Source organism: Leisingera sp. G5_S3_59_S7 (assembly GCF_054968485.1).
On sequence record NZ_JBQKUH010000009.1, the window covers coordinates 1 to 26,004 of the forward strand.

At 66.5% G+C, this 26,004-nt stretch carries 26 protein-coding genes; 13 read left to right on the forward strand and 13 right to left on the reverse strand.

The window, feature by feature from the left end:
* The 5 genes from ACTRWG_RS06560 to ACTRWG_RS06580 all read left to right on the forward strand — a co-directional run.
* Positions 1–1,130, forward strand: a 1,130-nt coding sequence (locus tag ACTRWG_RS06560) for an ABC transporter permease (protein WP_462829122.1), incomplete at its 5' end; no start/stop codon positions are given.
* A gap of 3 nt (positions 1,131–1,133) precedes the next feature.
* Positions 1,134–2,336 (forward strand): efflux RND transporter periplasmic adaptor subunit, encoded by a 1,203-nt coding sequence (locus ACTRWG_RS06565; protein WP_462829123.1) that lies wholly within the window; start codon positions 1,134–1,136, stop codon positions 2,334–2,336.
* A gap of 72 nt (positions 2,337–2,408) precedes the next feature.
* Positions 2,409–3,122 carry a VIT1/CCC1 transporter family protein gene (locus ACTRWG_RS06570; RefSeq protein ID WP_462829124.1) on the forward strand — a complete coding sequence of 238 codons (714 nt, stop codon included), beginning with the start codon at positions 2,409–2,411 and terminating at the stop codon, positions 3,120–3,122.
* Positions 3,123–3,183: 61 nt separating this feature from the next.
* Positions 3,184–4,335 carry a site-2 protease family protein gene (locus ACTRWG_RS06575; protein ID WP_027234677.1) on the forward strand — a complete coding sequence of 384 codons (1,152 nt, stop codon included), beginning with the start codon at positions 3,184–3,186 and terminating at the stop codon, positions 4,333–4,335.
* The gene (locus ACTRWG_RS06580; protein ID WP_027234676.1) at positions 4,332–4,910 is read left to right on the forward strand and encodes an NAD(P)H-dependent oxidoreductase; all 579 of its coding nucleotides are present in this window, start codon (positions 4,332–4,334) and stop codon (positions 4,908–4,910) included. The genes ACTRWG_RS06575 and ACTRWG_RS06580 overlap by 4 nt, the downstream gene beginning before the upstream one ends.
* 7 nt (positions 4,911–4,917) lie before the next feature.
* Here the strand turns inward: ACTRWG_RS06580 and ACTRWG_RS06585 are convergent, their stop codons facing one another.
* The 4 genes from ACTRWG_RS06585 to ACTRWG_RS06600 form a co-directional block, all read right to left on the reverse strand.
* Entirely contained in the window at positions 4,918–5,730 is an 813-nt protein-coding gene (locus ACTRWG_RS06585; protein WP_027234675.1) for a formate/nitrite transporter family protein, read from the reverse strand.
* Positions 5,731–5,765: 35 nt separating this feature from the next.
* Entirely contained in the window at positions 5,766–6,611 is an 846-nt protein-coding gene (locus ACTRWG_RS06590) for a universal stress protein (protein ID WP_027234674.1), read from the reverse strand.
* 122 nt (positions 6,612–6,733) lie between these two features.
* Positions 6,734–8,176, reverse strand: a complete 1,443-nt coding sequence (locus ACTRWG_RS06595; RefSeq protein WP_027234673.1) for a sensor histidine kinase — start codon at positions 8,174–8,176, stop codon at positions 6,734–6,736.
* Between the two features lie 5 nt (positions 8,177–8,181).
* Entirely contained in the window at positions 8,182–8,916 is a 735-nt protein-coding gene (locus ACTRWG_RS06600; protein WP_027234672.1) for a response regulator transcription factor, read from the reverse strand.
* A 217-nt stretch (positions 8,917–9,133) separates the two neighbouring features.
* Between ACTRWG_RS06600 and ACTRWG_RS06605 the strand changes: the two genes are divergently transcribed.
* From ACTRWG_RS06605 to ACTRWG_RS06635, 7 genes are all read left to right on the forward strand, one after another.
* Positions 9,134–10,378: an ABC transporter substrate-binding protein gene (locus ACTRWG_RS06605; RefSeq protein ID WP_259969736.1), complete on the forward strand. Its 1,245-nt coding sequence runs from the start codon at positions 9,134–9,136 to the stop codon at positions 10,376–10,378.
* A gap of 59 nt (positions 10,379–10,437) precedes the next feature.
* The gene (locus ACTRWG_RS06610; protein WP_027234670.1) at positions 10,438–11,310 is read left to right on the forward strand and encodes a carbohydrate ABC transporter permease; all 873 of its coding nucleotides are present in this window, start codon (positions 10,438–10,440) and stop codon (positions 11,308–11,310) included.
* On the forward strand, positions 11,303–12,199 hold the full coding sequence (locus ACTRWG_RS06615) for a carbohydrate ABC transporter permease (protein ID WP_027234669.1): 897 nt from the start codon (positions 11,303–11,305) through the stop codon (positions 12,197–12,199). Before ACTRWG_RS06610 ends, ACTRWG_RS06615 begins: the two co-directional genes overlap by 8 nt.
* A gap of 4 nt (positions 12,200–12,203) precedes the next feature.
* The gene (locus ACTRWG_RS06620) at positions 12,204–13,301 is read left to right on the forward strand and encodes an ABC transporter ATP-binding protein (RefSeq protein ID WP_027234668.1); all 1,098 of its coding nucleotides are present in this window, start codon (positions 12,204–12,206) and stop codon (positions 13,299–13,301) included.
* A gap of 23 nt (positions 13,302–13,324) precedes the next feature.
* Positions 13,325–14,188 (forward strand): glucokinase, encoded by an 864-nt coding sequence (locus tag ACTRWG_RS06625; RefSeq protein ID WP_462829125.1) that lies wholly within the window; start codon positions 13,325–13,327, stop codon positions 14,186–14,188.
* 177 nt (positions 14,189–14,365) lie between these two features.
* Positions 14,366–15,730, forward strand: a complete 1,365-nt coding sequence (locus tag ACTRWG_RS06630) for an MATE family efflux transporter (protein WP_462829126.1) — start codon at positions 14,366–14,368, stop codon at positions 15,728–15,730.
* A gap of 201 nt (positions 15,731–15,931) precedes the next feature.
* Positions 15,932–16,795 (forward strand): formate/nitrite transporter family protein, encoded by an 864-nt coding sequence (locus tag ACTRWG_RS06635; RefSeq protein WP_462829127.1) that lies wholly within the window; start codon positions 15,932–15,934, stop codon positions 16,793–16,795.
* 46 nt (positions 16,796–16,841) lie between these two features.
* Here the strand turns inward: ACTRWG_RS06635 and ACTRWG_RS06640 are convergent, their stop codons facing one another.
* The 8 genes from ACTRWG_RS06640 to ACTRWG_RS06675 form a co-directional block, all read right to left on the reverse strand.
* Positions 16,842–17,879, reverse strand: a complete 1,038-nt coding sequence (locus tag ACTRWG_RS06640; RefSeq protein ID WP_462829128.1) for an App1 family protein — start codon at positions 17,877–17,879, stop codon at positions 16,842–16,844.
* A gap of 108 nt (positions 17,880–17,987) precedes the next feature.
* Positions 17,988–18,326, reverse strand: coding sequence for a RidA family protein (locus ACTRWG_RS06645; protein ID WP_027234663.1), 339 nt, complete (start codon positions 18,324–18,326; stop codon positions 17,988–17,990).
* A gap of 9 nt (positions 18,327–18,335) precedes the next feature.
* Complete coding sequence (locus tag ACTRWG_RS06650; protein ID WP_027234662.1) at positions 18,336–19,730, reverse strand: FAD/NAD(P)-dependent oxidoreductase; 1,395 nt, start codon at positions 19,728–19,730, stop codon at positions 18,336–18,338.
* On the reverse strand, positions 19,717–20,028 hold the full coding sequence (locus ACTRWG_RS06655) for a (2Fe-2S)-binding protein (protein ID WP_462829129.1): 312 nt from the start codon (positions 20,026–20,028) through the stop codon (positions 19,717–19,719). The genes ACTRWG_RS06650 and ACTRWG_RS06655 overlap by 14 nt, the downstream gene beginning before the upstream one ends.
* Positions 20,003–21,103: an NAD(P)/FAD-dependent oxidoreductase gene (locus tag ACTRWG_RS06660; RefSeq protein WP_462829130.1), complete on the reverse strand. Its 1,101-nt coding sequence runs from the start codon at positions 21,101–21,103 to the stop codon at positions 20,003–20,005. The genes ACTRWG_RS06655 and ACTRWG_RS06660 overlap by 26 nt, the downstream gene beginning before the upstream one ends.
* A gap of 69 nt (positions 21,104–21,172) precedes the next feature.
* Positions 21,173–22,165 (reverse strand): TRAP transporter substrate-binding protein DctP, encoded by a 993-nt coding sequence (gene dctP, locus ACTRWG_RS06665; protein ID WP_259969725.1) that lies wholly within the window; start codon positions 22,163–22,165, stop codon positions 21,173–21,175.
* 32 nt (positions 22,166–22,197) lie between these two features.
* Positions 22,198–23,496 (reverse strand): TRAP transporter large permease, encoded by a 1,299-nt coding sequence (locus tag ACTRWG_RS06670; protein ID WP_462829131.1) that lies wholly within the window; start codon positions 23,494–23,496, stop codon positions 22,198–22,200.
* Complete coding sequence (locus ACTRWG_RS06675) at positions 23,493–23,963, reverse strand: TRAP transporter small permease (RefSeq protein WP_027234657.1); 471 nt, start codon at positions 23,961–23,963, stop codon at positions 23,493–23,495. Before ACTRWG_RS06675 ends, ACTRWG_RS06670 begins: the two co-directional genes overlap by 4 nt.
* A 112-nt stretch (positions 23,964–24,075) precedes the next feature.
* Here ACTRWG_RS06675 and ACTRWG_RS06680 point away from each other — a divergent pair, with 112 nt between their 5' ends.
* Positions 24,076–25,008 carry a LysR family transcriptional regulator gene (locus tag ACTRWG_RS06680; protein ID WP_027234656.1) on the forward strand — a complete coding sequence of 311 codons (933 nt, stop codon included), beginning with the start codon at positions 24,076–24,078 and terminating at the stop codon, positions 25,006–25,008.
* A 52-nt stretch (positions 25,009–25,060) separates the two neighbouring features.
* Here the strand turns inward: ACTRWG_RS06680 and ACTRWG_RS06685 are convergent, their stop codons facing one another.
* Positions 25,061–25,873, reverse strand: coding sequence for a hypothetical protein (locus ACTRWG_RS06685; protein WP_027234655.1), 813 nt, complete (start codon positions 25,871–25,873; stop codon positions 25,061–25,063).
* Between the last annotated feature and the right edge of the window lie 131 nt (positions 25,874–26,004).

Below are 26,004 nucleotides of genomic sequence, written 5' to 3' on the forward strand. Positions count from 1 at the left end.
GCCTGCGGCTGTCGCAGCCTGCCATCATGATCCTGCGCAGCCTGCTGCGCTGGCCCTTGCGCAGCGCGATGACCGGGCTGGGGCTGGCGCTGGCGGTGGCCTCGGTGGTGGCGTCGTCGTTCTTTGCGGATGCCCTGGACGAGATCATGGACACCGCGTTTTACCAGAGCAACCGGCAGGATGCGGTGGTGATGTTCACCGAGGATCAGCCGGAAAGCGTGCTGGAGGAGATCCGGGCGTTGCCCGGTGTCCTGCAGGCGGAAGGGCAGCAGTATGCGGCGGCCATTCTGCGGCACGGGGCACGGATGAAGCGGGTCACCATCGAGGCGCGGGTGCCGGACCCGGATCTGAGCCGGGTGGTGGCCAGCGGCGGCAGCGTCGCCAATGCAGGCCCCGGCGGCATCCTGCTGAGCGAGCGGCTGGCGGAGCAGCTGGGCGCGATGCCGGGAACGCTGGTGGAGGTGCAGTTCACCAGCGGGCGGCGCGAAACCCGGCAGTTGCCGGTGACCGGCACGGTCAAGCAGTATTTCGGGCTGGGCGCCTATATGGATCATGCCAGTCTGAATGCGCTGTTCCGGCAGGCGCCGCAGTATTCCGCCGCCAGCATTGCCATCGACACCAGCCGCCAGGACGCGCTGTTCACCCGGCTCAAGGCGCTGCCGGCAGTGGCCGGGGTGCCGGTGATGACCGACATGCGCCGGTCGTTCCGGGAGGTCATCGCGCAGCAGGTGATCGTGATGAACACGGTCTACATCACCATCGCGGTGCTGATCACCATCGGGGTTGCCTACAACGGCGCCCGCATCCAGCTGTCGGAGCGCGCCCGCGAGCTGGCCAGCCTGCGCATCCTGGGATTTTCGCGCCGCGAGGTCTCTTTCATCCTGGCCGGGGAGATGATGCTGCTGGCGCTCTTGGCGCAGCCGCCGGGCTGGCTGATCGGTGCGGCGATCGCGCGGCTGGCGGTGGAGAACTTTTCCAGCGACGTTTACACCATACCGCTGGTGCTGGAGCCTGCGGCCTTTGCCAGTGCCAGCCTGATCGTGCTGGCGGCGGCGCTGTGCTCGGTGCTGATCGTGCGGCGGCGGCTGGACCGGATGGACCTTGTGGCGGTGATGAAGACCAGGGAGTGAGAGATGATTCCGAACCTGCGCAACTTGCTCTTGTATCTGACCGGCGGCGGTGTGCTGGCGGCGCTGCTGTTTGTGGCGCTGCGGGAGGAGCCGGCCGCGGTGGACCTGCATGAGGTGACGCGCGGCCGGATGGAGATCACCATTGATGCCGATGGGGAGACGCGGGTCCGCGACCTGTTCGAGGTGGCGGCGCCGATTGCGGGCACTGCGCGCCGCGCGCCGGTGCGGGCGGGGGACCGGGTGACAGCGGGCGAAACCCTTGTCGCCATTGTCGAGCCTGCCCGGCCGCATCTGCTGGATGCGCGCACCCGGGCGCAAGCGCAGGCGACCTTGCAGGAGGCGCAGGCGGCGCTGCATGTGGCGCGCGCCGATCTGCAGAAGGCCGTCGAGGACCGCATCCTGGCTCAAAGCCAGTATGACCGGGTGAAGGCGCTGGCGGAGCGCAATGTCGCCTCGCTGACGCGGCTGGAGGACGCCACCCAGCGGCTGGCGGTGGCCATCGCCGGGGAAGAGGCGGCCAGCGCCCGGGTGGACATGTCGCAAAGCACCCTGGCACGGGCGGAGGCGGCGCTGATCCTGCCCGAAGCGGGCACGGAGGTGCCGGACAGCTGCTGCATCCGCATCCATGCGCCCGCGGACGGGGTGGTGCTGTCGGTGGTCACCATCAGCGAGCGTCCGGTGCTGCCCGGGGACCTGCTGGTCACCATCGGCGATCCGCAGGATCTGGAGCTGGTGGCCGATCTCTTGTCCTCGGACGCGGTGCGGCTGGCGCCGGGCGCCCGTGCCAGCATCGAGCGCTGGGGCGGCGCAACGCCGCTGGAGGCGGTGCTGAACCGGATCGAGCCGGTGGCGCGCACCAAGGTCTCGGCGCTGGGGATCGAGGAGCAGCGGGTGGATGTGTTCTTTGACCTGGTGACGCCAAAGGAGCAGCGCACCAGCCTGGGCGAGGGGTTCTCGGTCTTTGCCCGCATCATCGAATGGGAGGCGGAGGACGTGCTGCGCATCCCGGTCAGCGCGCTGTTCCGCGACGGCGGCGGCTGGGCGGCCTTTGTGGCAGCCGACGGGCGGGCCGGGGTGCGCCCGCTGACGCTGGGGCGGCGCAACGGCCAGGTGGCGCAGGTTCTGGAGGGGCTGGAGCCGGGCGAGCGGGTGATCCTGCATCCCGGCGAGGCGGTCGCGGACGGGGTGCTGATCACCGAGCGCTGAGGGCGAAGCGCTGAGGCGTGTGGCTTGACCTCGCTCAAGGCGGCGGGGGGTCGCTTGGCGGATCATGGGGCCATGAAAGCGGAACACGGGCACAGCAGGGAAGAGATCGCCCGCCGCCTGCAAGGCAGCAGGGAGGAGGGGCGGCTGCGGGATGCGGTCTATGGCGGCATTGACGGCGCGGTGACGACCTTTGCCATTGCGGCGGGGGTCGAGGGGGCGGGGTTTTCCTCGTCCGTGATCATCGCGCTGGGAATTGCCAATGTGCTGGCCGACGGGTTTTCCATGGCCGCCGCCAATTACCTCGGCACCAAGGCGGATCTGGATGACCGGCGGCGGCTGTACCGGGTGGAGCAGCGCCATATCCGCCAGTTTCCCGAGGGCGAGCGCGAGGAGCTGCGCCAGATCCTTGAGCAGCTGGGCCTGAGCGGCGAGGTGCTGGAGGGCGCGGTGAAGGCGGTGGCGGCCAAGCCCGAGAAGTGGATTTCGCTGATGCTGGCCAGCGAATACGGGCTGGGGCCTGCGGAGCCCAATCCGGTGGCGGCGGCGCTGACCACGTTCCTTGCCTTCATGCTGGCCGGCATCGTGCCGCTGCTGCCGTTTATCCTGGGGCTGCCGGATCCGTTCCTGATGGCCTCGGTGGCGACCGGGCTGGTGTTCTTTGCCATCGGCGCCAGCAAAAGCATCTGGTCGCTGTCGCCCTGGTGGGTTTCGGGGCTGGAAACATTGCTGATCGGCTCCTGCGCGGCGGCGCTGGCCTATGGGGCGGGCAGCCTGTTCCGGGGTTGAGCCGGATCAAACGGGCATCGGCGCGGCGGCGCTATATATTGCGGCAGGAGGGGGGAGTTTCATGTTCTCAAACGCAGTCAGGATCGCGCGGCTGCAGGGGTTTGACATAAAGGTTGACCCCAGCTGGCTGCTGATCGCGGCGCTGATCACCTGGAGCCTGGCCTCCCAGTACTTTCCGATGTCCTATCCGGGGGCAGGGCAGGCGGTTTACCTGGCGCTTGCGGTTCTGGCGATGCTGGGGTTCTTTGCCTCGCTGATCCTGCACGAGATGTCGCATTCCGTGGTGGCGCGGCGTTTCGGGGTGGAGATCAAGGGTATCACCCTGTTCATCTTCGGCGGCGTGGCGGAGCTGGGCTCGGAACCCAAGACTGCCGTGAGCGAATTCTGGATTGCCATCGCCGGGCCGCTGATGAGCTTTGCGCTGGCCTTTGGCTTCTGGCTGCTGGCGCAGATCGGCTGGACGCTGGCGCCGGGCGGGGCGCTGAACCCGGTGCTGGGCTATCTGGCGCTGATCAACCTGGTGCTGGCGGTGTTCAACCTGGTGCCGGCCTTTCCGCTGGATGGCGGCCGCATCCTGCGGGCCTGGCTGTGGAGCCGCAACCGTGACCTGCTGGCGGCCACCCGGACCGCCACCCGCATCAGCAGCTATTTTGCCTATGCGCTTATACTCTATGGGCTGCTGGGCCTGTTTTCCGGCAATCCGGTGGCGGCGCTGTGGCAGGTGCTGATCGGTGTGTTTGTCCTGTCGGCGGCCAAGGGCACCTATGCCCATCAGCTGCAAACCGCCGCTTTCAAGGGCAAGACGGCGGCCGACCTGATGACCCGCGATCCGGTGACCGTCAGCCCGGACATCAGCCTGCAGGCGCTGGCGCACCAGGTGCTGCTGCCCGAGCGCAAGAGCTTTGTGCCGGTGGTGCAGCAGGGCGTTCTGCTGGGCTGCACCGATACGCAGGATCTGGCGCGGGTGCCGCAGGAGCGGTGGGCGCAGACCCCGGTGGATGACGTCTATCAGCCGCCGGACGGCAGCAATTCGGTCGCGCCGGACATGCAGGCCGATGCGCTGATGCGGAAGATCTCGGAGACCGGGCGGCGCAAGTTCCTGGTCACGGACAAGGGCCGCCTGCTGGGGGTGATCACCCTGACGGACCTGACCGGATACATAGCCCTGCTGCAGGAGGTGCGGCGGATGGGCGGCAAGGGGGAGAGCGCATGACGCGGATACTGATCATCCAGGGCCATCCGGACAACAGCCAGGCGCATTTCTGCCACGCGCTGGCGCAAAGCTATGCCAAGGGCGCCAGGGACGCGGGCCATGAGGTGGAGGTCATCGAGGTGGCCGCCAGCGGCGTCACTTGCCTGCGCAGCCGCGCGGAATGGCAAGCGGAAGAGCTGCCGGAGTATGTTGCCTGCGCCCAGCAGGCGGTGGCGGCGGCGGATCATCTGGTGTTTGTCTATCCGCTGTGGCTGGGCACCATGCCCGCGCTGCTGAAGGCCTGGCTGGAACAGGTGCTCCGCGAGCAGTTCGCCTTTACTGTCGGCGAAAAGAGCTGGCACCCCAAGCTGAAGGGGAAGAGCGCGCGGATCATCGTGACCATGGGGATGCCTGCATTTTTCTACCGCTGGTTCTACTTTGCCCATTCGCTGCGCAGTTTCGAACGCAACATCCTGAAGTTCTGCGGCATCAGGCCGGTCCGCTGGACGGTCTGCGGCATGGTCGAGGACAAGCGGTCGGAACGGCGTTTGGCCTATCTGGCGGAGGCCGCAAGCGACGGGGCCGCGGCCCGCTGAGCGGGCGTCACCGTTTGCGCTGCGCTTTGCCGGCCGCCGGGGCGGTGCGACCCAGATAGGCGAACCAATAGGCAAAGGCGACCCCGCCGGCGCCGCCCGCGATATTGCCCAGCGTGACCCAGAACAGATTGGCGGCAGCGGCATTGACGGAAACTGCGGCACCGGCAGCCCAGCCCTGCGGAAAGAAGTACATATTGGCCACCGAATGCTCCAGCCCCAGGAGCACAAAGGCGGTGATCGGCCAGAGCACCGCCAGGATCTTGCCCGCCGCTGTGCGGGCCGCGAAGGAAAGCCAGACCGCCAGGCACACCAGCCCGTTGCACAGGGCGCCGCGCATCAAGGCCTCCACCGGGGAGAGGGCGGCCTTGGCCTCGGCGATGCGGGCGGCGGTGGCGCCCGCCGGGCCCTCCAGCAGGCCGGTGAAGGCAAAGGCGGCAGCCAGCCCGGCGGCGCCTGCAAGGTTGCCGGCATAGACGATGGCCCAGCTGCGCCACAGCCGCCTGAGGCGGATCTTGCGGTCCACCGCGGCGATCACCATCAGCACGTTGCCGGTGAACAGCTCGGCCCCGCCCACCACCACCAGAATAAGACCCAGCGAGAACACCGCGCCGCCCAGCACCCGCACCGGGCCCGAGGCTGTGTCCGCGCCGGTCATCGCGGTGGTATAGGCGGCCGCGCCGAAGCCGATGAAGGCGCCCGCCAGCATCGCCAGCACAAACATCTGCGGCAGCGGCAGCCGCGCCTTGGCGACTCCCGCGGTTTCCACCAGCGCGGCGATTTCAGCGGGTTTGTAGGCATTGAACGGGACGGGGTCTGTCATCGGCTGCTCCCTTGCGGCTGGGCGGCGGGTGCGGGTCAATGGGCAAACAGGACCGGCAGCGCGGTCTGCTCCAGCAGGCTGCGGGTGGTGCCGCCGAACACCGCTTCGCGCAGGCGGGAGTGGCCATAGGCGCCCATCACCACCAGCTCCGCCCCGGCCTCGCGGGCGCGGTCCTGGATGGCAGTGCCGGTGTCATGGCCGCCGCAGGGAAACTGCGACAGGGTGACGGTGCAGCCGTGGTGGCTGAGCCAGGCGGCCATGTCCGCGCCGGGGTCCTCGCCGTCGCGCGCGTCGCTCATGTCCGGGTCGAAGCAGCCGATCACCACTTCCTGCGCCGCCTTGAAATAGGGCAGGGCGGCATGGGCCGCGCGGGCCGCGGACAGGCTGCTGTTCCAGGCCAGGAACACCCGTTTGCGGGGCGCCAAGGGGCTGCCGTTCACCATCAGCGGCACGGGCGCGCCGAACAGGATGCCGTGCACCGCATCGCGGAACACCTCCGGATCCTCGCGCAGGCCGCCGGCCGCCTCGGCAATGTCGCAGGTCAGTGCCCGGCGGGCGGCCAGCAGCCGGATGTCCGCGTCGCTGGCGGTGGCATATTGCACGTCGCCCGCGGCGTTGCAGCGGGACAGCAGTGCCTCCACCTCTGCCGCGCGGGCGGTTTGGGCGGTCCGGCAGCTTTGCAGGGTTTCCAGCCATTCATCCGGCACCGCCATCGCGCCATAGGCAGAGGCGCCATAGGCGAAATAGGGCATTCCGGGCAGGGTCTTGAGCAGCAGGCAGGCCAGATGCGCCTGCTGTTCGCGGGCGGCCTCGGCGGCGGCTGTGATGGCGGTATCGCTGGTGCTGCCGCTGATTGCGAAGAGCAACGTTCTGCGCTGCATGGCGGGCCTCCTCCCCGGTCTGCGCGGCAGACGCCACGTGTGCCGCTTCAGCTATTAAACCAGCCCCTGCGGCTGCTGCCATGATCCGGATCAATGCAGTCCGGCACGGCGGCAGCGGGCGGTCAGTTGCGGCAGATCTCGAGGCAGGCGCGCAGGCCGCGGCGGCCGTCCTCGAAGTAGAGCCGGCCGCCGTGCTGTTCTGCCACCGTGGCGACGATCGTCAGCCCCAGTCCGAAGCCGTCGATGGCCCTGGTATTGTCCCCGCGCCGGAACGGGGCAATCACGGCGGAGATTTCCGCAGCGGACATGCCGGAGCCTTCGTCTTCGATGGCGATTATCGCGTGCTCAGCGGTGGCGCTGAGGCCGACAGAGGCGCGGCGGCCGTATTTCAGCGCGTTGTCGATCAGGTTCGACACCGCCCGCTGCAGCGACAGCGGGCGCGCCACCGCCAGCATCGGCTGATCCTGCGGAATCGCACTGTGGCCGGGCGCAGAGGTAAACACAGACCGGCCGCCTGCCGCCAGCTGCGGCGTGGGGCGCAGCAGTTCCACCGGTTTGCCGAGGTCCTGGTAGTCGGCGGCAACCGCCTCCACCAGCGAGGTGAGGGAGAGGCGGCGCGGGGTTTCGGCGCTCATCTCTGCCCGCGTGTAGGTCAGCACGCTTTCGATCATTCCGGTCATGGCGTCGAGGTCGGTTTCGAACTTCTGCCGCAGCTCCGCGTCCTGGATCAGCGCCGCGCGCAGCCGCAGGCGGGTGGCGGGGGTGCCGAGGTCGTGGCTGACGCCGGACAGCACCGCAGCCCGGCTGGCGAGCTGGCTGCGCTCGGTCTCCAGGTAGCTGTTCACGGCTGTCACGATCTCCTGCAGCTCGGCGGGGCCTTGCACGGCATAGGCATCCGGCCCGCCGAGGCGGCGGCGGCCGTGGAGGGCGCGGGCAAAGCGGCCGAAATGGGCCGAGGTGTCCATGACCAGCGTTGCCAGCACCGCCAAGGCCAGCAGTGACAGCAGCACCGCGGGCAGACGCAGGTCGCGGGGGGCGGCGGTGCAGCCCCAGACCGCCGTGCCCTCCACCCGCTGCCACGGGCCGTAACCTGCGCGGGCAAAGATCACCGGCTCGCTGCAATAGGTTGCCAGCAGCCGGGTGACGGCGCCCAGCTTCTCAGCCGCAGAAGCCCCGCCCGCCGGTGCCAGCTCTGCCACCGGGTAGCGCAGGTCGGGGGAGGCGATGACCAGCGCCAGAACTTCCCCCGACAGGGGATCGGGGCCGCTGTCCAGTATCGAGACATTGGTGAAAAAGGCGGGTTTTGGGATGCCTTCCAGCCGCAGGTAATCGCCTGAGGTCAGAAACGCCGCCTGCGCCGCAGCCACCGGCGCGACCGCCACCCCGGCGGGCGGCGCGGTGCCGCGGCGCAGGGTGCCGTCCAGGGTGATGCCTGCAATGGTGCTGCGGGTCAGATGCGTCTGCCAGCTGGCACCGGAGTGGAACCAGGCCCAGGCGGCCCCCAGCCCGGCGGCAAAGGCCAGCGGCAGCAGGATCAGGCCAAGGGTTCTGAGACGCAGTGCCACCCGCGTCAGTCCCCGCCGGTCTCAACATCCACCGCCAGGACATACCCGGTGCCGCGCTCGGTGCGCAGCAGCCGCGGATCCTTGGGGGTGGCTTCGATCTTGGAGCGCAGGCGGCCCACCAGCACGTCGATGGCGCGGCCCGAACCCTCCTCCGTTCCGCCCTCGCCGGTCACGTCCAGGGCCGCGGCGATCTCCTCGCGCGTGAGCGGGATATGCGGATTGGCCAGGAACACCTTGAGCAGCCCTGTCTCGCGCCGCGACAGCGCCACCTGAACCCCGGCGGGCGAGATCACCTCATCCCGCTTGGCGTCATAGGTCCAGCCGGCAAAGCGGAAGGTCGCCACGCTGCGCCGGTAGATCAGCGAGGAGGACCGGTGCGCCCGCTGCAGCACTGCACGGACGCGGGCCAGCAGCAGGTCGGGATTGAACGGTTTGGCGATATAGTCATCGGCGCCGGATTCATAACCCGCCATCCGCTGGTGGTCAGCCGACAGCGCTGACACCAGAATGATCGGGACATCCTGTTCGCTGCGCAGCCGGGTGCAGATCTCCACCCCGTTCTCGTCGCCCAGCATCACATCCAGCAGGATCAGGTCGATCCGCCCCGCGCCGATCTGGGCGCGGATCTCCGCCTCGCTGGCGCAGGGCAGGGCGATAAAGCCGTTCTGGCGCAGATACTGGGTCAGCATCATGCGCGTCTCAGTATCGTCATCCACCACCAGCAGCCGCGGAATCGCCATTCGTCCGTGTCCTCCCCAAGACGGCCTTGACGGCCCTGTGTTTGTAACACCATGCAACAAAATCAATTGCTGCGTAACAACAGGTAACAGCTTGGCCGGAAATCTGCTTGGCGGCGGGCGCCGGGCGGCGATGCGCGATTGATAACCGGCCCGGCGATTAGGCAAGCTGATGGGGAAGGCTGCGGGGAGCGGCCGTCATATAAGGGAGGACTAAGCGATGAAATTCACCGCTTTTGCGGCCGTACCGGCCGTGGCGCTGGCCTGTGCGGCCCCGGCATTGGCCGAACCCCAGGCCGAAGTTCTGCATTGGTGGACATCCGGCGGCGAGGCCAAATCGGCCGCCGTGCTGCAACAGGAATTTGCCGACAACGGCGGCACCTGGACCGATATGCCGGTGGCGGGCGGCGGCGGCGATGCCGCGATGACCGCGCTGCGCGCCCGCGTGCTGTCCGGAAACGCGCCGACCGCGGTGCAGCTGAAAGGCCCCGCCATTCAGGAATGGTATGAGGAGGGCGTGCTGGCCGATATCTCCTCTGTCGCGGAGGCGGAGGGCTGGGCGGATGTGCTGCCGGAGTCGATTGCCGACCATATGAAATGCGAGGGCAAGTGGTGCGCCGCACCCGTGAACGTGCACCGGGTCGACTGGATCTGGGCCAATGCCGCGCTCTTGGAGGCCAGCGGTATCGACATGCCCCAGACGTGGGAGGAGTTCAACGCTGCTGCCGACAAGCTGCTGGCGGCGGGTGTCACCCCGCTGGCGCATGGCGGCCAGGCCTGGCAGGACGCCACCGTGTTCGAGGCGGTGGCCCTGGGCATTCTGGGGCCGGAAGATTTCCGTAAGGCGTTTGTCGAATTGGATATGGAGACGCTGAAGTCGGACAAGATGATCGCGGTCTTTGACCAGATGCGCAAGATGCGCGGCTATGTGGATGCCAACTTCCCGGGCCGCGACTGGAATCTGGCCACCGCCATGGTGATGAACGGCGAGGCCGCGTTCCAGATCATGGGCGACTGGGCCAAGGGCGAGTTTCTGGCCGCGGGCAAGGAGCCGGGCAAGGACTTCCTGTGTGCCTCGGTGCCGGGCGACGGGTTCCTCTATAACGTCGACAGCTTCGCCATGTTCGAGGTGGACGGCGAGGACAAGCAGGCCGGGCAGGATCTGCTGGCCAAGCTGATCGTCGGGCCGAAGTTCCAGGAGGTGTTCAACCTCAACAAGGGCTCCATCCCGGCGCGGGTGGATGTGAAACTGGATGCGTTTGACACCTGCGCGCATCTGTCGGCCAAGGACATGGGCGAAAGCGCCGAGGGCGGCTCGCTGTTGCCCAGCTATGCCCACGGCATGGCCCTGCGCGGCGCGCAGTCGGGCGCCATTACCGATGTGGTGACGGCGCATTTCAACTCTGACATGTCCTCGGATGAGGCTGTGCAGATGCTGGCCGACGCCGTCGCCAACTCCATGTGAACCTCCCCCGGGCCTCGCGTCCTCCGGGATGCGGGGCCACCTATTCAAGGCCCGTTACAATGACTGGATGGCTTGAACGTCATATTCCGAAGATGGTGCTGGCACCGTCCTTCGCCGCGGTGCTGGTGTTCGTCTACGGATTCATCATCTGGACTGCTTGGGTGTCGCTGACCCGCTCCCGCCTGCTGCCGAAATACGAGATCGAAGGCTTCATCCAGTATGAGCGCCTGTTCAACGCGCCGCGCTGGGACACGGCGATGTCGAACCTGTTCGTGTTCGGCACCCTGTTTATCGTGATCTCGATGGTCCTCGGCCTGATGCTGGCGATCCTGCTGGACCAGAAGATCCGCACCGAGGGCGTGCTGCGCACCATTTACCTGTATCCGATGGCGCTGTCGCTGATCGTTACCGGCACCGCGTGGAAGTGGATCATGAACCCCGGACTGGGCATTGAGGCCATGGTCCGCGGCTGGGGGTTTGAAAGCTTCACCTTCGACTGGGTAATCAACCCGGATAAGGCGATCTATGCGGTGGTGATCGCCGGTGTCTGGCAGGCGTCCGGTTTTGTGATGGCGCTGTTCCTGGCTGGTTTGCGCGGTGTCGATGGCGAGATCATCAAGGCCGCGCAGGTCGATGGTATCCCCGCCTGGCGGATCTATACCGCGATCATTATCCCCTCGATGGCGCCGATCTTCCTGTCTGCCTTTATCGTGCTGGCGCATCTGGCGATCAAGAGCTTCGACCTGGTGATTGCCCTCACTGGCGGCGGCCCCGGCTATGCCACCGATCTGCCCGCCACCTACATGTACACGATGGCGTTTTCCCGCGGCGACATCGGCCAGGCGGCCAGCTCTGCCATGGTGATGATGGGTGTCGTCTTTGCGATCATCGTTCCCTACCTCTACTCCGAGCTGAGGGCCAAACATGACTGATCTGACCCTGGACCCCGCCCGCCCCGCGACCCGCAACTGGAGCCGCATCGGCTTGCGCTGGCTCCTGTTCTCCCTGCTGGGCCTGTTTGCCCTGTTCTACCTGATGCCGCTCTTTGTGATGATCACCACCTCGCTGAAAAGCCTGGAGGAAATCCGCACCGGCAGCCTGATCGCCTTCCCGCGCGAGGTCACATTCGACGCCTGGCGCACCGCCTGGTCGGAGGCCTGCACCGGCATCCAATGCGAGGGCCTGCGCCCGTTCTTCTGGAACTCCGTGGTGATCGCGGTGCCGGCGGTGGCAATCTCCACCATGCTGGGCGCGGCCAATGGCTATGTCATCGCGCAATGGCGGTTCCGCGGCGCCAACCTGATCTTCTCGCTGATGCTGTTCGGCTGCTTCATACCGTTCCAGGTGGTGCTGCTGCCGATGGCGCGGATGCTGGGGCTGATGGGGCTGGCGGGCAGCATTCCGGGGCTGATCTTTGTGCATGTGATCTATGGCATCGGCTTCACCACGCTGTTCTTCCGCAACTTCTATGTCACCATCCCGCAGGATCTGGTGAAGGCGGCCAAGGTGGACGGCGCGGGGTTCTTCCGCATCTTCTGGTCGATCTTCCTGCCGCTGTCGCTGCCGATCATCGTTGTCACCGTCATCTGGCAGTTCACCCAGATCTGGAACGACTTCCTGTTCGGCGTCTCCTTCAGCCAGGCGGGCACCCAGCCGGTGACCGTGGCACTGAACAACATCGTCAACTCGACCACCGGCGTGAAGGAATACAACGTCGATATGGCCGCCGCGATCATCGCCGCGCTGCCAACACTGCTGGTCTATGCCGTCGCCGGCAAATACTTCATCCGCGGCCTGACCGCTGGATCTGTGAAAGGGTAAACTCATGGCTCCCATTCTGGACATCACCAACCTGCGCAAGAACTACGGCGCAACCGAGATCCTGAAGGACATCAACGTCAGCATTGAGCCGGGCGACTTCCTGGTGCTGGTCGGCCCTTCGGGCTGCGGCAAGTCCACGCTGCTGAACTGCATCGCGGGGCTGGAGCCGATCTCCGGCGGGCGGATCGAGATCGGCGGCCGCGACATGACCCATGTCAGCCCCAAGGACCGCGACATCGCCATGGTGTTCCAGTCCTATGCGCTCTACCCGACGATGACGGTTGCCAAGAACATCACCTTCGGCATGAAGGTGCGCGGCGCCGATGCTGCCACACAGGCGCGCAAGCTGAAGGAGGTCGCAGCGCAGCTGCAGATCGAGTCGCTCTTGGACCGCCGCCCCGGCCAGCTCTCTGGCGGCCAGCGCCAGCGGGTGGCGATGGGCCGGGCGCTGGTGCGCGACCCCAAGCTGTTCCTGTTCGACGAGCCGCTGTCGAACCTCGACGCCAAGCTGCGGGTCGAGATGCGGACCGAGATCAAAAAGCTGCACCACAACCTCGGCGCCACCATGGTCTATGTCACCCACGACCAGATCGAGGCGATGACGCTGGCGACGAAAATCGTGGTCATGAAGGGCGGCGTGGTGCAGCAGATCGGCTCGCCCGCTGAGATCTACAACAAGCCCGCCAACCTGTTTGTGGCCGACTTCATGGGCAGCCCAGCGATGAACCTGATCCCGGCGCGCGCTCAGGCGAACGGCGACGGCACGCGGATCGAGATGGACTGCGGCGGCAGCGCCCCCATAGTCCTGAAGGACAGCCGCGCCACCGGCCTGCCGCAGGACGTGATCCTGGGCGTGCGCCCGGAGGACATCGCCGAGGCGGGCTTCCGCGCTGGCGAAGGCGTGCAGGAGGCCGCCTGCATGATCGACATGGTGGAGCCTGCCGGCGCCGATACCTATGTGGTCTCAAACCTGGGCGGCAAACAGGTCACGGCGCGGCTGCACGCAGAAACCCGGGCGCAGCCGGGGCAGATGCTGGATCTGGCCTTTGATCTTTCCAAGGTTTCCTACTTCTCGCCCGCGACCGGCGAGCGGCTGAATTGACGCGGCTGCGGCTCGCCGCAGACGTGGGCGGCACCAATACGCGGCTGGGGCTGGCCGAGGGCGGCGCGCTGCTGGCGGACACGGTGCAAAGCTTTCGCAACGAGGCCTATGCCGGCTTTACGGAAGTGATGGACCAGTACCTGCAAAACGCCGCGCCCGGCGGCGTGGCGGAGGTGGCAACTGCCATTGCCGGGCCGGTCACCGGCACCACCGCGCGGCTCACCAACCGGGACTGGCATTTCGACGCCGCGGCGCTGTCGCGGCATCTGAATGGCGCGCGCGTGCATCTGCTCAATGACCTCGCAGCGCTGGGGCAGGCGTGCCCGCATCTGGCGGCAGACTGCCTGGATACGGTGATCGCGCCCGCGGATGATGCAGGCGGCGACGGCCAGCGGCTGGTGGCGGGCATCGGCACCGGCTTCAACCTGTCACCGGTGCTGCAGGCGGGCGGGCAGGTGCAGTGCCTGAACGTGGAATACGGCCATGTCAGCCTGCCGCTGGACGTGGCGGAGCTTCTGCGCAGCCGGATCGGCGATGCAGCGGCAGAATTCCGCACGGTGGAGCATCTGTTCTCCGGCCGCGGGTATGCAGCCGTGCGCGCGCATTTTGCGGACGATGGCGCCGGCACGCAGGCGTTTCAAGGCCTTTATGCGGACTTGCTGTCGCTACTGGCGCGCAATTTGGTGCTGGCGTTTCTGCCCGCACAAGGGATTTATTTTGCCGGCGCGGTGGCGCGCAGCCTGCTGTCCTCCCCGGCGCGGCAGGAGTTTGCGGAGGCTTTCCGCCAGCCCTTTGCGCTGGATACCGGGATAGAGGCGCCGGTGTTTGTCATCCTCGACGACGCAGCGGCGCTGAAGGGCTGCGCCGCCGTCACCGTCAGCAGCTGATCCGCGAGGCCAGCGGGTGCAGGCCGTCGCTGCAGGTTATAATCTGTATTATGGTAAAATAATCGATCCGCAGGGCGGGACGGCTGAAGCGTTGACCTGTTTTTCCGGTTGCCGGGAACGCCGTGCCGGGTTGCGGCGTTGGGCCTGCAACACCCATCCGCAGCGGGAGGTACATGTATGGCACGGTCTGATCTGACCGAAGGGCCGGTCTGGCGCGCGCTGGCGCGGGTCTCGGCGCCGATGTCGCTGGGAATTCTGGCCGTTTTGTCGATCGGATTGGCCGATGCGTATTTCCTGGGCCAGCTGGGCGGCGCGCCGCTGGCGGCGGTGGGGTTCATCTATCCGGTCACAACGGCGCTGGCCTCCCTGGCAATCGGTCTGTCAGCAGGCGCAAACGCCGCCGTCTCCCAGGCCCTGGGCCGCGAGGATGAGGACAGCGCGGTGGCGCGGATGTCGCTGCATGCGGCTGGACTCGGCCTGCTGTTGTCGGTGCTGGTGGCGCTGGCCTTTTTCGCACTGCACGGGCAGATCTTTGGCCTGATGGGCGCCCGTGGTGAGGTGATGGCCGAGATTTCCGCCTATGTCCCGCTTTGGGCGCTGTCGTTCCCGTTCCTGGTGCTGATGATGCTGGTCAACGCGCTGTTCCGGGCGCATGGCAATGCGGTTCATGCGTCACTTTTCATGATACTGGCGGCGGCTGTGAACATCGCACTCAATCCGCTGTTTATCTTCGGCTGGGGGCCGGTGCCCGCGATGGAGACCGGCGGCGCGGCGCTGGCGACGCTGGCCGGTCGGCTGGCCGCGGCAGCCGGAGCCATCGCCTTTGCTGTGCATGCAGGGTATCTGCGGCTGTGCGGCCAGATCTGGCGGGATCTGTGGCGCAGCCTGCGCGAAATTACCCAGGTTGGCGCGCCGGCCGCCTTTTCCAATGCGATCAACCCGGCGGGGATGGCGCTGGTCACCGCTGCGGTAGCCACGCTGGGCGATGCCGCGGTCGCCGGTTTCGGCGCTGCAACGCGGGTGCAGTCGCTGGCGATTGTGGTGCTGCTGGCGCTGTCTGCCGGGATCGGCCCGGTGGTCGGCCAGAACTGGGGCGCGGGCAAGGAAACCCGGGCGCAATCCGCGGTGGTGCAGGCCTGGGCGTTCTGCCTGGTGTACGGCCTGGCCCTGGGCGCGGTGCTGAGCCTGGGCGGCGGCTGGATCGCCTCTGCCATTGCCGAGGACGCGGAGGCGGCGGACTACACGCGCCGCTATCTGCAGATCGTCGGCTGGAGCCTGTTCGGCTATGGCATCCTGGTGACCGCAAACGCCGCAATGAACGCGCGCTCCAAGGCGCTGCATTCGATGGGGCTGAGCCTGGGGCGGATCACGCTGGTCTATGTACCGCTGGCCTGGCTTGGCGTCTGGACCTTTGGCTATGGCGGGATCCTGGCGGCGGCGGTTGCGGCCAACCTGGGCGCTGTCGCCGGGGCCGTCTGGGCCGCGCGGCGCACGGGGCTGTGGCCGCAGGGCACCCGCATCACCCGGCACATCGCGGCGTGATGCCAGCCGGGACAGTGTTTCAGGCCCTTGGGACAGCAAAAAAGACGTGCAACTTTGGCTTTGCCCGGAACCTTTCGCTGTTTCAGGAGTTAAACCGGCAGCAAGGTGCGCGCCCCGGCGGGCCTTTTCCGGCCCGGGCGGCAATACGGGGCCCCTCCCCGGCCCCCTTCGCGGGCTTTCCGAAAAAGCAGGAGACCGATAATGACCCCCACTGACAAGCACCTGCTTGCGGAAGAGGAAAAGGAACGCGAGGCAGTGGAAGAGGCCACAGGCCTGTCCGCCAAGCTGATTTTCGAGACTATCAGGCTGGAAGGCGAAGAGGAGCTGCGGCGCCCGGTGCGGGCGTTGTGGTGGTCCGGCCTGGCAGCCGGGCTGCTGATCTCCTTCTCGGTCTGGGGCGAGGCGATCCTGCGCTCCAGCCTGCCGGAGGGCGACTGGCGGTTTGTCGTGGAAAACCTGGGCTACAGCCTGGGGTTTGTGCTGGTCATTCTGGGCCGGATGCAGCTGTTCACGGAAAACACCATCACAACTGTCGTGCCGGTGACGCTGTCGCCGACGTGGAAATCCCTCGGGCGCACGGGCCGGCTGTGGGGGGTCGTGCTGGCGGCAAATGTCGCGGGCGCCTTTATCGCTGCCGCCTTCTTGGCGTTCACACCGGTCATGTCCGCCCCGATGGCTGAGGCGATGGTGGAGCTGAGCCATCACGCGACCGGCATGCCGTGGGCCGAGGGGCTGGTGCGCGGCATCCCGGCGGGCGTGCTGATTGCGGCGCTGGTGTGGATGCTGCCCCAGGCCAATGGCTCGGCGCTGCCGCTGATCATCATTATCACCTGGCTGATTGCCCTTGGGGATTTCACCCATATCATCGCAGGCTCGGTCGAGATGGCTTTTCTGATGGTGCAGGGCGAACTGTCCCTGGGCCCGGCTGTGTTCCGCTTTTTCCTGCCGGTGCTGGCAGGCAATGTGATCGGCGGCACCGCGGTGTTCACCCTGCTGACCTGGGCGCAGATCCGGCCTGAGGTGGAAGAGGCAAAGGAAAAGAGGAACGGCGGGCTGAAGACCTGAACTCCTGAAAGCCGCGCGGACCGCCTCCGGCGCCGCGCCAGAATGCTCAGAGCCCGCCAGGCCCTTGCTCCGCCGCCATCAAGGCGGCGGTTTCCATGTCCAGCTGGTGCGCTGCGCCTTCAAAACTAGGAGCGGCAAATACGGTGACGCCGGTCTCCCTCAGCTTTGCCAGATCGCGTTCGTCCTCCGCGCTGAGCCCGTCTGCGGGCACCCGCAGCAGCACCGCGGCGATCCGTCCCGGATGGCGGCGCACCGCTGCCCCGTAGATGGAGGCGTCTTTTTGCCCGGTGTCGCCAATCAGCACCGCAGGCAGCTCCGGGTGCGCGTTCAACAGCAAGTCGATGCTTTGCCCCTTGTGGCTGCCGTGGCCCGCAGAGATGAACTGTGTCTCGCTCAGCCCCAAGTCGCGCAGGAACATTGGGCCGCGGACCAGGTCTGCCTGGCGGAACACCTGCGCCAGGAAGGCGTGCATGTTCCAGGGGGACGAGCTGACATAATAAACAGGATTGCGGCCGTCCTCCGACAGCTGGCGCAGCAAGGCCGCTGAATCCGGAAAAACGCGCCGCGTCAGCGCATTGCCGCTGAAGGTGGTCCACAGGTTGCGCACCAGCGAATAGGCGGAGGTCTGCATGACCGTGTCATCAATATCCGAGATCACCAAAAACCGGGCGTCCGGACGCGGGATCAGCACCGGGCAGGCGGTCTGCGCGCCGCCATCCGCAATGGCAACCGGGATGTCATGCCAGCCGGGTGCCCGGCCCGGCGGCAGCGGCAGCTGGAAATAGCCCTCTTCATCGCTGACCGCGGTGGCATCCTCGTGGCAGACGGTGATGCCAGCGGCTTCATCCGTCAGGAACAGCGAGATCATCTGCCGCACATTGCGCAGCACGCCCTGGCCGTCGCGGGGGGAACTGCGGCGCAGCCGGGTCAGGACACGGCCGCGCACGATCAGGTGCTCCGGCGTGGCGTACCCGATGTAGGGGTCGATCACAAGGTCAGCACCGCTGCGCGGCCTGCGCGGCAACAGCCGGTCCAGCAGGTTTTCGGCGTGCAGGGCGGTGCTGTGCAGGGCGTGTTTGAGCATGTCGGACCTCGTTGCTGTTTCAGGTATACAACGCGCGAGGTGCCGGTAAAGTGCCCGGCCCCTGTCAGACGCAAGGGCCGGACTCAGTGTCTGTCCTGAGGCGCCGTGTCAGCAGGCCGCGGTCACGATGATTTCCACCTTCAGATCCGGCCGCGCAAGCTTGGCCTCGCCGCAGGCCCGCGCCGGGGCGTGGCCTTGCGGCACCCAGGCATCCCAGACCGCGTTCATCTCGGCAAAATCCTTCATGTCGGCCAGCCAGACAATCGCCTGCAGGATCTGCTGCGGCGAGGAGCCTGCCTGTCCCAGCAGCGCCTCGACGCGGGACAGGCAGTCGCGGGTCTGTTCGGCCACATCGGCGCCGTCCCCGACCTGGCCGCACAAATAGGCCACGCCGTTGTGTTTCACGATCTTGCTCATGCGGGGGCCGGTTTCGATCCGTTCGATCATCTTATTCTCCTATTCAGCGGCAGTGGCGGAGGAGTCGTCCATCGCTGCCAGTTCGCCCAGTGTCACGGGTTTTATCGGCGGGCGGATGCGGTAGTAACCCGTCTCATCCGGGGTCTGACCGTTGGCCTCGGCCAGCAGCGCAGTCACGGTCAGCCCGCAATAGCGGCCCTGGCACGGCCCCATGCCTGCGCGGCCGAAGGCCTTGGCCTGGTTCGGGCCGAGGCAGCCAAGCTTGGCATAGCTGCGGATGTCGCCCGCGGTGACCTCCTCGCAACGGCAGACGATGGTGCTGTCCGCAGGCCGAACAGCCCCCGCATAGGGCGGATAGGCCGCATCCAAGAACGGGCGCACGGCGGTTTCCCGGCTGCGCCGGCTGAACAGCGGCGCGGCCAGGCGGTCGCGCTCCGGCGCGGTGATCCGGCCCAGCTCCTCTGCCGCTTTCAGCGCTGCGATCCGGCCTGCATATTCGGCCGCCATGGCGCCGCTGATGCCCGCGCCGTCGCCGGCAATCAGAACACCGTCCTTGCCGGTTTCGCCCCAAGAGCCGACCTCGGGCACAAAGCACTGCTGCGCTTCGGACCAGACATGCGGCACATTGATCGAGCGCGCGGTCTGGGTGTTCGGCACCACCCCGTGATGCAGCAGCGCGGTATCGCAGGAGATGCGATGCTCCTGCCCCTTGCTGCGGAAGGTCACCGCGTCGGCCCGGGTGCTGCCCGCCACCGCGATATCCGTTGCGCCGGTATAGCGCGGCACGCCGGCGCGCTTGATCTCTGCCAGCATTTTCAGGCCCTTGGCCAGATAACGCCAGCCGCGCAGCGCACCGGGCAGATGGCGGGCTGCTGCCAGCGGGCTGGCGGCGGTCTGTGTTTCGACCAGGGCCAGCGGCGGCGTTCCCGCCCGCACCATCTGCGCCGCGATCAGGTAAAGCAGCGGCCCGCTCCCGGCGAGCACGGCGCGGCGCGGCAGCACGCCGGATTGTTTCAGGAGAATCTGCGCTGCACCTGCGGTCATCACGCCCGGCAGGGTCCAGCCGGGGAGCGGCATCGGACGCTCCAGCGCGCCGGTGGCCAGGATGACCCGCGCGGCCTCCACTTGTTCACCGCGGCCATCGCGGATGAAGGAGATGCGGAAGCCGTCCTCGATGGCCCAGACAACGGCACCTGACAGATGCGTGATCCCAGCCTGGCCGAGGCCCGCCGTCAGGGTTGCCCCGTGCAGATACTCTTGCCCCAAAATGGCGCCGCGCGGGCCCGCGGCGCGGTCCACCTCGCGGTAGATCTGCCCGCCGGGGCGGTTTTGTTCGTCCAGCAGGGTGACGCTCAGACCCTGCCGGGCTGCCTCGGCAGCGGCGGCCATGCCGGCTGGACCCGCGCCGATGATGGCCAGATCACAGTGCTGCATCGTTTGCCTCCGCCTCATGCGGGCGGGCTATTTTCATGCCCTCTTCCACTTCCAGCATACAGGCCTGCTGCACGCGGCCGCCGGTTTCCACCAGGCATTCAAAACAGGCGCCCATCATGCAGAACGGCGCCCGCGGCGCGCCCGACACGGGCGTGTGGCGGAACACCTGCACGCCAGCGGCCAGCAGCGCGGCGGCCAGATTGGCGCCTGCGGGCAGGTCCAGCGGCTGGCCGTCGAACCAGACCCGCACGCGGGAGGCATTGTCCGCCAGCTCAAGAAACGGGGAATCGGTCTTCACTGAACACCTCCAGATCAGGGGCGGCTGCGGTGCCTTCCAGCCAATCCGGCAGGAACAGCGCATGGGCCGCGGCCAGGGTGATGCCGCTGTGGCAGGTGACAAGGTAAGCGCCCGGCATCTCGGGGCTTTCCTGGTAGATCGGCAGGCCGTCGGGCGAAAGGATGCGCAGGGCGCCCCAGCTGCGCACCAGCTGCGCGCGGGCCAGCGCCGGATAGGCCGCGATGGCCTCGGCAGCCAGTCCAGACAGACCCGGCTGCGTCACGCTGTCGTCCAGCCCGACCTCCTCGTTGGTGGCGCCGATCTGAATGCCGCCCTCATCCACCTGGCGGGCAATCAGCGAGGGGCGGTTGATCAGTTTCGGCAGCTTTTCGGTGATCAGCACCTGGCCGCGCTGCGGCCGAACCGGCGCCTTGAAGCCCAGCTTGGGGCCCAGCTCCATCGCGCCGAGACCGGCGGAGAGCACAACTTTGGCGGCCGTAACAACCGTGCCGTCGCTGCATTGCACCTTGAACGCATCCGGTTTGGAGACCGTAGTGACGGTCTTGCCATTCAGAACCGTGCCGCCCAGCCGCCGCACGTCCTCGGCCAGCGAGACCAGCAGGCGCAGCGGGTTTGCGTGGCCGTCCTGGTGGTGCAGGATCGCGCCCGCCACCTTGGGGCCAATATGCGGCTCCTCGCGGCTGAGCGCGTTGCGGCCCAGCACCTCGTAAGGGTAGTTGCCGCCCAGCTTGTCCTTCAGCGCATCATATTGCGCGACGGTGGCATACAGCGTTTCTTCGGAGAAATGCAGGTCATAGCCGCCGTCCTGCTGCAACCCGACAGAGCGGCCGGTGCCGTCTTCTAGCTCGGCGGCGAACCCGGCCCAGGCGGCGGCGGACTGCTGGCTCCAGCTGGCATAGCGCGGCTGCTTCATGCCCTTGGACTGCACCCAGACCAAGCCGAAATTGCCGCGGCTGGCGCGGAACGAGCCGTCATCGCCGTCCAGAACCGTGACGCGCTTGCCGCGCCTCAGCAGCCCCCAGGCCACGGACAGGCCGACAACGCCGCCGCCGATCACTGCATAATCTGCTTCCATCCTGCCGTATCCCAAAGGTTGGCTGCGGTTTCGGGGCGGCGCGCGGCCGCCCCGGTCTGTCATGCGGGATTACTTGCCGATCTGGTCAAGAATGCCCTGGCCCCAGTCGGCGCCAACGTCTTCCAGAACCACCGGCCAGACGTCCTCGCGCACCTTGGCAGCCATCGCAGACAGTTCATCGTCGCTCAGGTCGACAATCTTGGCGCCCAGCTCCTCGGACAGGCGCTGCTCCCACTTGCCCTGATCCTCTTCGGCAACGGTCCAGCGCTGCGCCTCAAAGTCGGCGGCGGCAGTCTTGAGCGCCTCCTGATCCTCTGCGTCCAGCTCAGCCAGCGAGCCGTTGGAGATGATCATGTACCAGACCTCAAAGTGGGTGTTGGCGGGCACATAAGCCTTGGTCACATCGCGGAAGGAGGCATAGTAGCCCTCGGCGCCGGAACCGATCACCCCGTCAACCACGCCAGTCTGGATCGCGGTGAACGCTTCGGAGAAGGGGATCGGCGACGGGATGTAGCCCAGAGCTTCGCCGGTCAGCTGGAAGCTCTTGATGCCGGGCACCCGGACCTTGATGCCGTTCGATTGCGACGGGTCGCCCGGGCTGACCGGATCGGTGTTCAGCGCAATGCCGCCGAAATAGACCGGGTAGGCCGCCAGCATGGTGATGTCCTGCTTGGCGTAAAGCTCTGCCATCACGTTGCGCACCGGGCCGTCGGGGCCGTAGATCTTGCGCGCCTCATCCCAATTGTTGGCCAGGTAGGGGAAGGAACTGATCTGCATCCGGCGGTCCGCCGCGGCTGCGGCCGGCTGGGTCGCCATGTCGATGGCGCCGACGCTGATGCGTTCCTGCACGGTGGTGTAATCGCCGAGCGCAGAGGCCGGGAAGATGTTGATCGAGACATCGCCGCCGGTGGCCTCGGTCACCTGGGTTGCAAAGGCGCGCAGCTCCTTGTCGATGGTGGTGTCCTGCGGGCGCACGTGGCTCATCTTGAGGTCGGCGGCCGAGGCGAGGCCCGCCAGCGACATCAGCGCAGCGGCAGCGGTACCGGTCAGAAAGTGTTTCATGGGTAGTCTCCTCCTTAAGGTGTCAGGTGTGTTCAGTAGCCGAAGAAACGCGGCAGAAAGAGCGACAGGTCGGGCCACAGCGAGGTCAGGAAGACCACCGGCACATAGCCTGTCAGGATCAGGATCATCGCGGGCGGGATCACCTTGGTGACCTTCACGTTGCCGATCCGCGCGCCGAGGTAGAGGATCGAGGCATAGGGCGGTGTCACCCCGCCCATCGCGGTGTTCACGCCCATGATCGCGGCGAACTGCACCGGGGTGACCCCGATCGCCTGCATCAGCGGCAGCAAGAGCGGCGCAATCAGGATGATGGCGGTGACGTCGTTCACGACCATGCCGACCAGGAACAGCAGGATGTTGATGAAGATCAGCAGCAGCACCTTGTTCTCGGTGATCTCGAAGATCGCGCTGACCATCTGCTGCGGGATGCCTTCGTAGACAAACATCTGGCTGAGGATCATGGAAAACAGGATCATCACCATGATCGCCCCCACCGCGGTCGCGGCCTCCTTGCCGGCCTCCAGGAAGCTGTTCCACTTCAGCCCCTTGTAGATGAAGAAGCCGACCGGCAGCGCATAGATCACTGACAGCGCGGCGGCTTCGGTCGGGGTCATGATGCCGCCGTAGATGCCGCCGAGGATGATCACCGGCATCAAGAGCGCCGGGGTCGCGTTAAAGCCCTTCTTGGCCACGTCGCCCGCCAGCTCCGAGAAGCTGGGCGTGTCGTCCAGCACCAGGTCGAACTTGCGGCTCATCCACAGGTTCATGGCCGAGAAGTTGAACATGATCAGCAGGCCCGGCCCCAGGGTCGCCAGGAAACAGGCGAGGATCGAGGTGTCGGTCACCCAGCCGTAAACGATCATGGTCACGGACGGCGGGATCAGCAGGCCCAGGATAGAGGAGTTGGCAATCAGCGCGGTGGCGTATTCCCGCGGGTAGCCGCGCTTTTCCATCTCGGGGATCAGCAGCGGGCCGATGGCGGCAATACCCGTCAGGCCGGAGCCGGAGATGGCACCGATGATGGCGCAGCTGACAGCAGCCACAACGCCCAGACCGCCGCGGATATGGCCGATGAAGGCATTGACGAAGTTCAAGAGCGAGGCGGCGATGCCGCTGGCTGACATGATAGTGCCTGCCAGAACAAACAGCGGAATGGCCAGCAGAACCGGGTTGCCCAATTGCTGGGAGCCCCACAGCATCATGCCCTTCATGGTCACATCGCCCAGGAAATACATGATCATCAGGGCAGCGCCAAAGCAGTAGGGCAGCGGCACGCCAAGGGTCAGGGTCAGCACCAGGACGGCAATGGCAAGGAGTGCGATTTCAATCATTTTGCGGCTCCGGCGCGCAGGGCGTTGATATGGCGGAACAGGTGCACCGCGGTGTAGAGCATCATCAGGCCCAGACCGGCCACAAGCGCCGCTTCGGAATAGAATGTCGGCAGATAGAGCGTCGGGCTCTCTTTCCAGACCCGCCAGGCGTACTGGGTGTATTCCCAGGCCCAGCCCAGCAGCCACAGGCCAACGGTCAGGCTGATGATTTCCCCGATGATCGCCAGCACGGTGTGGCCGCGCTCTGTCTTGATGGCGATCTCCAGCACGTTGGCGCGGATGTGGGTGTCCTCGCGCGAGGCGTTCACGGCGCCCAGGATGTACAGCCAGATGGTCGGATATAGCATGGTCTCCTCCAGCCCCATCACCGGGATCTGCAGCAGATAACGGGTGACCACCTGAACGAACTGGCCCAGGGCCACCAGACAGATCAGCCCCGTCAGCAAGTATTTCGAAAATGTGTCCATCGGTCCTCCTTCCGGTGTCCCCTCACCGGGTTTGGCGGATTTGGCTGGACAAAGGGCATAAGATCAATTTGAAAATATCTCTGACTCCATCAATTTTCTTGATACCCATGCCATGAACTTCTCGATCCGCCAGATCTTCACCTTCCGCGAGGTCATGCGCAGCGGCTCCATTTCCCAGGCCGCGCGCACCGTCGGGCGCACCCAGCCCGCGGTCAGCACCATGATATCGACGCTGGAGGGGGAGCTGGGCTTCAGCCTGTTCGTGCGCGAGCAGGGCAAGCTGATCCCGACCCCGGAGGCCCGGTTCTTTCTTGAGGAGTGCGAGGCGGTTCTGGAACGGATCGAACGGATTGAACGCACCGTGAGCAAGATCCGCAGCCACGAGGCCGGAAAGCTGCGGGTTGCCTGCCATCCGGCGGCGGCCGGGCTGTTCATGCCGCGGATTTTAACGGATTTTCTGCAAGGCAAGGATGAGCTTGAGGTCTCGCTGATCATGCGCTCTTCGGATGTGATCGAGGATTTGATCGCCTCGCAGCAGTTCGACATCGGCTTTGCCGAGACTCCCGTGCCGCGCCCCTCCGTCAAACAGATGGACTTCGACCTGGAAAGCGTCTGCATTGTGCCGGAAAGCGATCCGCTGGCCGCGGCCGAACAGATCACGCCACAGGATCTGGACGGGGCGCCGATGGCGGTGCTGTTTGACAAGCACCCCATGACGGTCCGGACCGAGGCCGCGTTCCAGCGCAGCGGCTGCCGGTTCCGCAGGCGGCTGGAGCTGCGCACCTGGGCCCCGGGCCTGCAGTTTGTTGCGGCTGGCATGTGCTACATGATCTGCGACATGATCACTGCCTACGGCTGTTTGCAGCAGCGCCAGACAACCTCAGGGCTGGCGATTCGCCGGTTCACGCCGCGAATCAGCTCCAGCGTTTCGATTCTCACCCCCGGCTACGCCACCCAGTCCCTGACCTCCGAAGCCTTCACAACGCGGTTGTGCAAGGCCATCGAAAACATGCAGTCTGAAATGGAAACCTGTCTCGGGAGGTAGTGGCAGCCGCGCGGGCAGCCGCCGGCAATGGCCCGCCGGCGGCATTCACCCGTCAGTAACCGCTGAGCGGCGCCTCCAGCAGCACCGGCTTGCCGCCTGACATATCAATCCAGGCATTGGTGCCGTTCAGCCTGGACCCGGCGATGTTGTCTTCCTCGAAATGGATCTCGAACTGTTCCGGGCCATGGGCATAGGCAACCACCAGGCCGTAGTCCGGATCCAGGAAGCCGCCATGCGGTTTGATGCCCGGGTAGCTGATCCGCCAGGCCTTGCCCTGCGGACCGACATGGCCGAGCGTCAGCTTGCCGATGACATCCCCCGGCAGCTCGAAAAACCAGACCCAGGGGCCGCCGGACACGATGGTCATCACCTCGTCGATCCCGGTGCCGTCTTCGGCGTGGTTGATGTGCAGCGGGCCGAATTTCTTGTGAACCCAGACCCGGGTGTCCGCATCCATCTTGTTCATGTCATAGACCTTGGGATAGGGCGCAACGCCCGGTTCCGACGTGGTCAGCGAGCCGCCGTTTGCCACCGTGGGCGCGCGCCCGGCCGCCTTGATCTCGGCCAGCAGATCCTGGCGGGTCAGCCGGAAATCAGAGATCAGCTGCGCCTCTTCCTCCGCCGTGATCGCACGGCTGCGGGAGGCTTCCAGAACCGGCACAGCCTGATCAGGGATTGCAACCGTGCTGACGCGAACGCCCACGCTGCGCAGAACCGCGTTCACGTCCTCCACACCCTCGGCCGCAGCGCGGCCGTCCGTGTATTCGAGTTTCAGGAGGCCCGCGGTATCCTCCGCGCCGGCGAGGCTTTGGGACGGCAGCCACAGCACGGCTGCGGCCACGGCAAGTTTCGAAAGCAGTTTCATGAGGGAACTCTCCAATTCAGGGTTCGGGCTGCGGCGCACAGGGCCGCGCCATGGCATTCCGGTAAGCGGACCGTTGACCGCGGTTTTGCCTTCGCAGGTCGCCCGGATGACGCGAAAAATGTAGCGGGTTT

Excerpts from the sequence above, each read along its gene's own strand:
- ACTRWG_RS06675 (WP_027234657.1), bottom strand. The coding sequence starts at position 23,963 with ATGGACACATTTTCGAAATACTTGCTGACGGGGCTGATCTGTCTGGTG.
- ACTRWG_RS06680 (WP_027234656.1), top strand. The coding sequence starts at position 24,076 with ATGAACTTCTCGATCCGCCAGATCTTCACCTTCCGCGAGGTCATGCGC.
- ACTRWG_RS06670 (WP_462829131.1), bottom strand. The coding sequence starts at position 23,496 with ATGATTGAAATCGCACTCCTTGCCATTGCCGTCCTGGTGCTGACCCTG.
- ACTRWG_RS06585 (WP_027234675.1), bottom strand. The coding sequence starts at position 5,730 with ATGACAGACCCCGTCCCGTTCAATGCCTACAAACCCGCTGAAATCGCC.
- ACTRWG_RS06590 (WP_027234674.1), bottom strand. The coding sequence starts at position 6,611 with ATGCAGCGCAGAACGTTGCTCTTCGCAATCAGCGGCAGCACCAGCGAT.
- ACTRWG_RS06645 (WP_027234663.1), bottom strand. The coding sequence starts at position 18,326 with ATGATCGAACGGATCGAAACCGGCCCCCGCATGAGCAAGATCGTGAAA.
- ACTRWG_RS06600 (WP_027234672.1), bottom strand. The coding sequence starts at position 8,916 with ATGGCGATTCCGCGGCTGCTGGTGGTGGATGACGATACTGAGACGCGC.
- ACTRWG_RS06580 (WP_027234676.1), top strand. The coding sequence starts at position 4,332 with ATGACGCGGATACTGATCATCCAGGGCCATCCGGACAACAGCCAGGCG.
- ACTRWG_RS06630 (WP_462829126.1), top strand. The coding sequence starts at position 14,366 with ATGGCACGGTCTGATCTGACCGAAGGGCCGGTCTGGCGCGCGCTGGCG.
- ACTRWG_RS06570 (WP_462829124.1), top strand. The coding sequence starts at position 2,409 with ATGAAAGCGGAACACGGGCACAGCAGGGAAGAGATCGCCCGCCGCCTG.
- dctP (WP_259969725.1), bottom strand. The coding sequence starts at position 22,165 with ATGAAACACTTTCTGACCGGTACCGCTGCCGCTGCGCTGATGTCGCTG.
- ACTRWG_RS06565 (WP_462829123.1), top strand. The coding sequence starts at position 1,134 with ATGATTCCGAACCTGCGCAACTTGCTCTTGTATCTGACCGGCGGCGGT.
- ACTRWG_RS06605 (WP_259969736.1), top strand. The coding sequence starts at position 9,134 with ATGAAATTCACCGCTTTTGCGGCCGTACCGGCCGTGGCGCTGGCCTGT.
- ACTRWG_RS06615 (WP_027234669.1), top strand. The coding sequence starts at position 11,303 with ATGACTGATCTGACCCTGGACCCCGCCCGCCCCGCGACCCGCAACTGG.
- ACTRWG_RS06640 (WP_462829128.1), bottom strand. The coding sequence starts at position 17,879 with ATGCTCAAACACGCCCTGCACAGCACCGCCCTGCACGCCGAAAACCTG.
- ACTRWG_RS06620 (WP_027234668.1), top strand. The coding sequence starts at position 12,204 with ATGGCTCCCATTCTGGACATCACCAACCTGCGCAAGAACTACGGCGCA.
- ACTRWG_RS06575 (WP_027234677.1), top strand. The coding sequence starts at position 3,184 with ATGTTCTCAAACGCAGTCAGGATCGCGCGGCTGCAGGGGTTTGACATA.
- ACTRWG_RS06685 (WP_027234655.1), bottom strand. The coding sequence starts at position 25,873 with ATGAAACTGCTTTCGAAACTTGCCGTGGCCGCAGCCGTGCTGTGGCTG.
- ACTRWG_RS06650 (WP_027234662.1), bottom strand. The coding sequence starts at position 19,730 with ATGCAGCACTGTGATCTGGCCATCATCGGCGCGGGTCCAGCCGGCATG.
- ACTRWG_RS06635 (WP_462829127.1), top strand. The coding sequence starts at position 15,932 with ATGACCCCCACTGACAAGCACCTGCTTGCGGAAGAGGAAAAGGAACGC.
- ACTRWG_RS06610 (WP_027234670.1), top strand. The coding sequence starts at position 10,438 with ATGACTGGATGGCTTGAACGTCATATTCCGAAGATGGTGCTGGCACCG.
- ACTRWG_RS06660 (WP_462829130.1), bottom strand. The coding sequence starts at position 21,103 with ATGGAAGCAGATTATGCAGTGATCGGCGGCGGCGTTGTCGGCCTGTCC.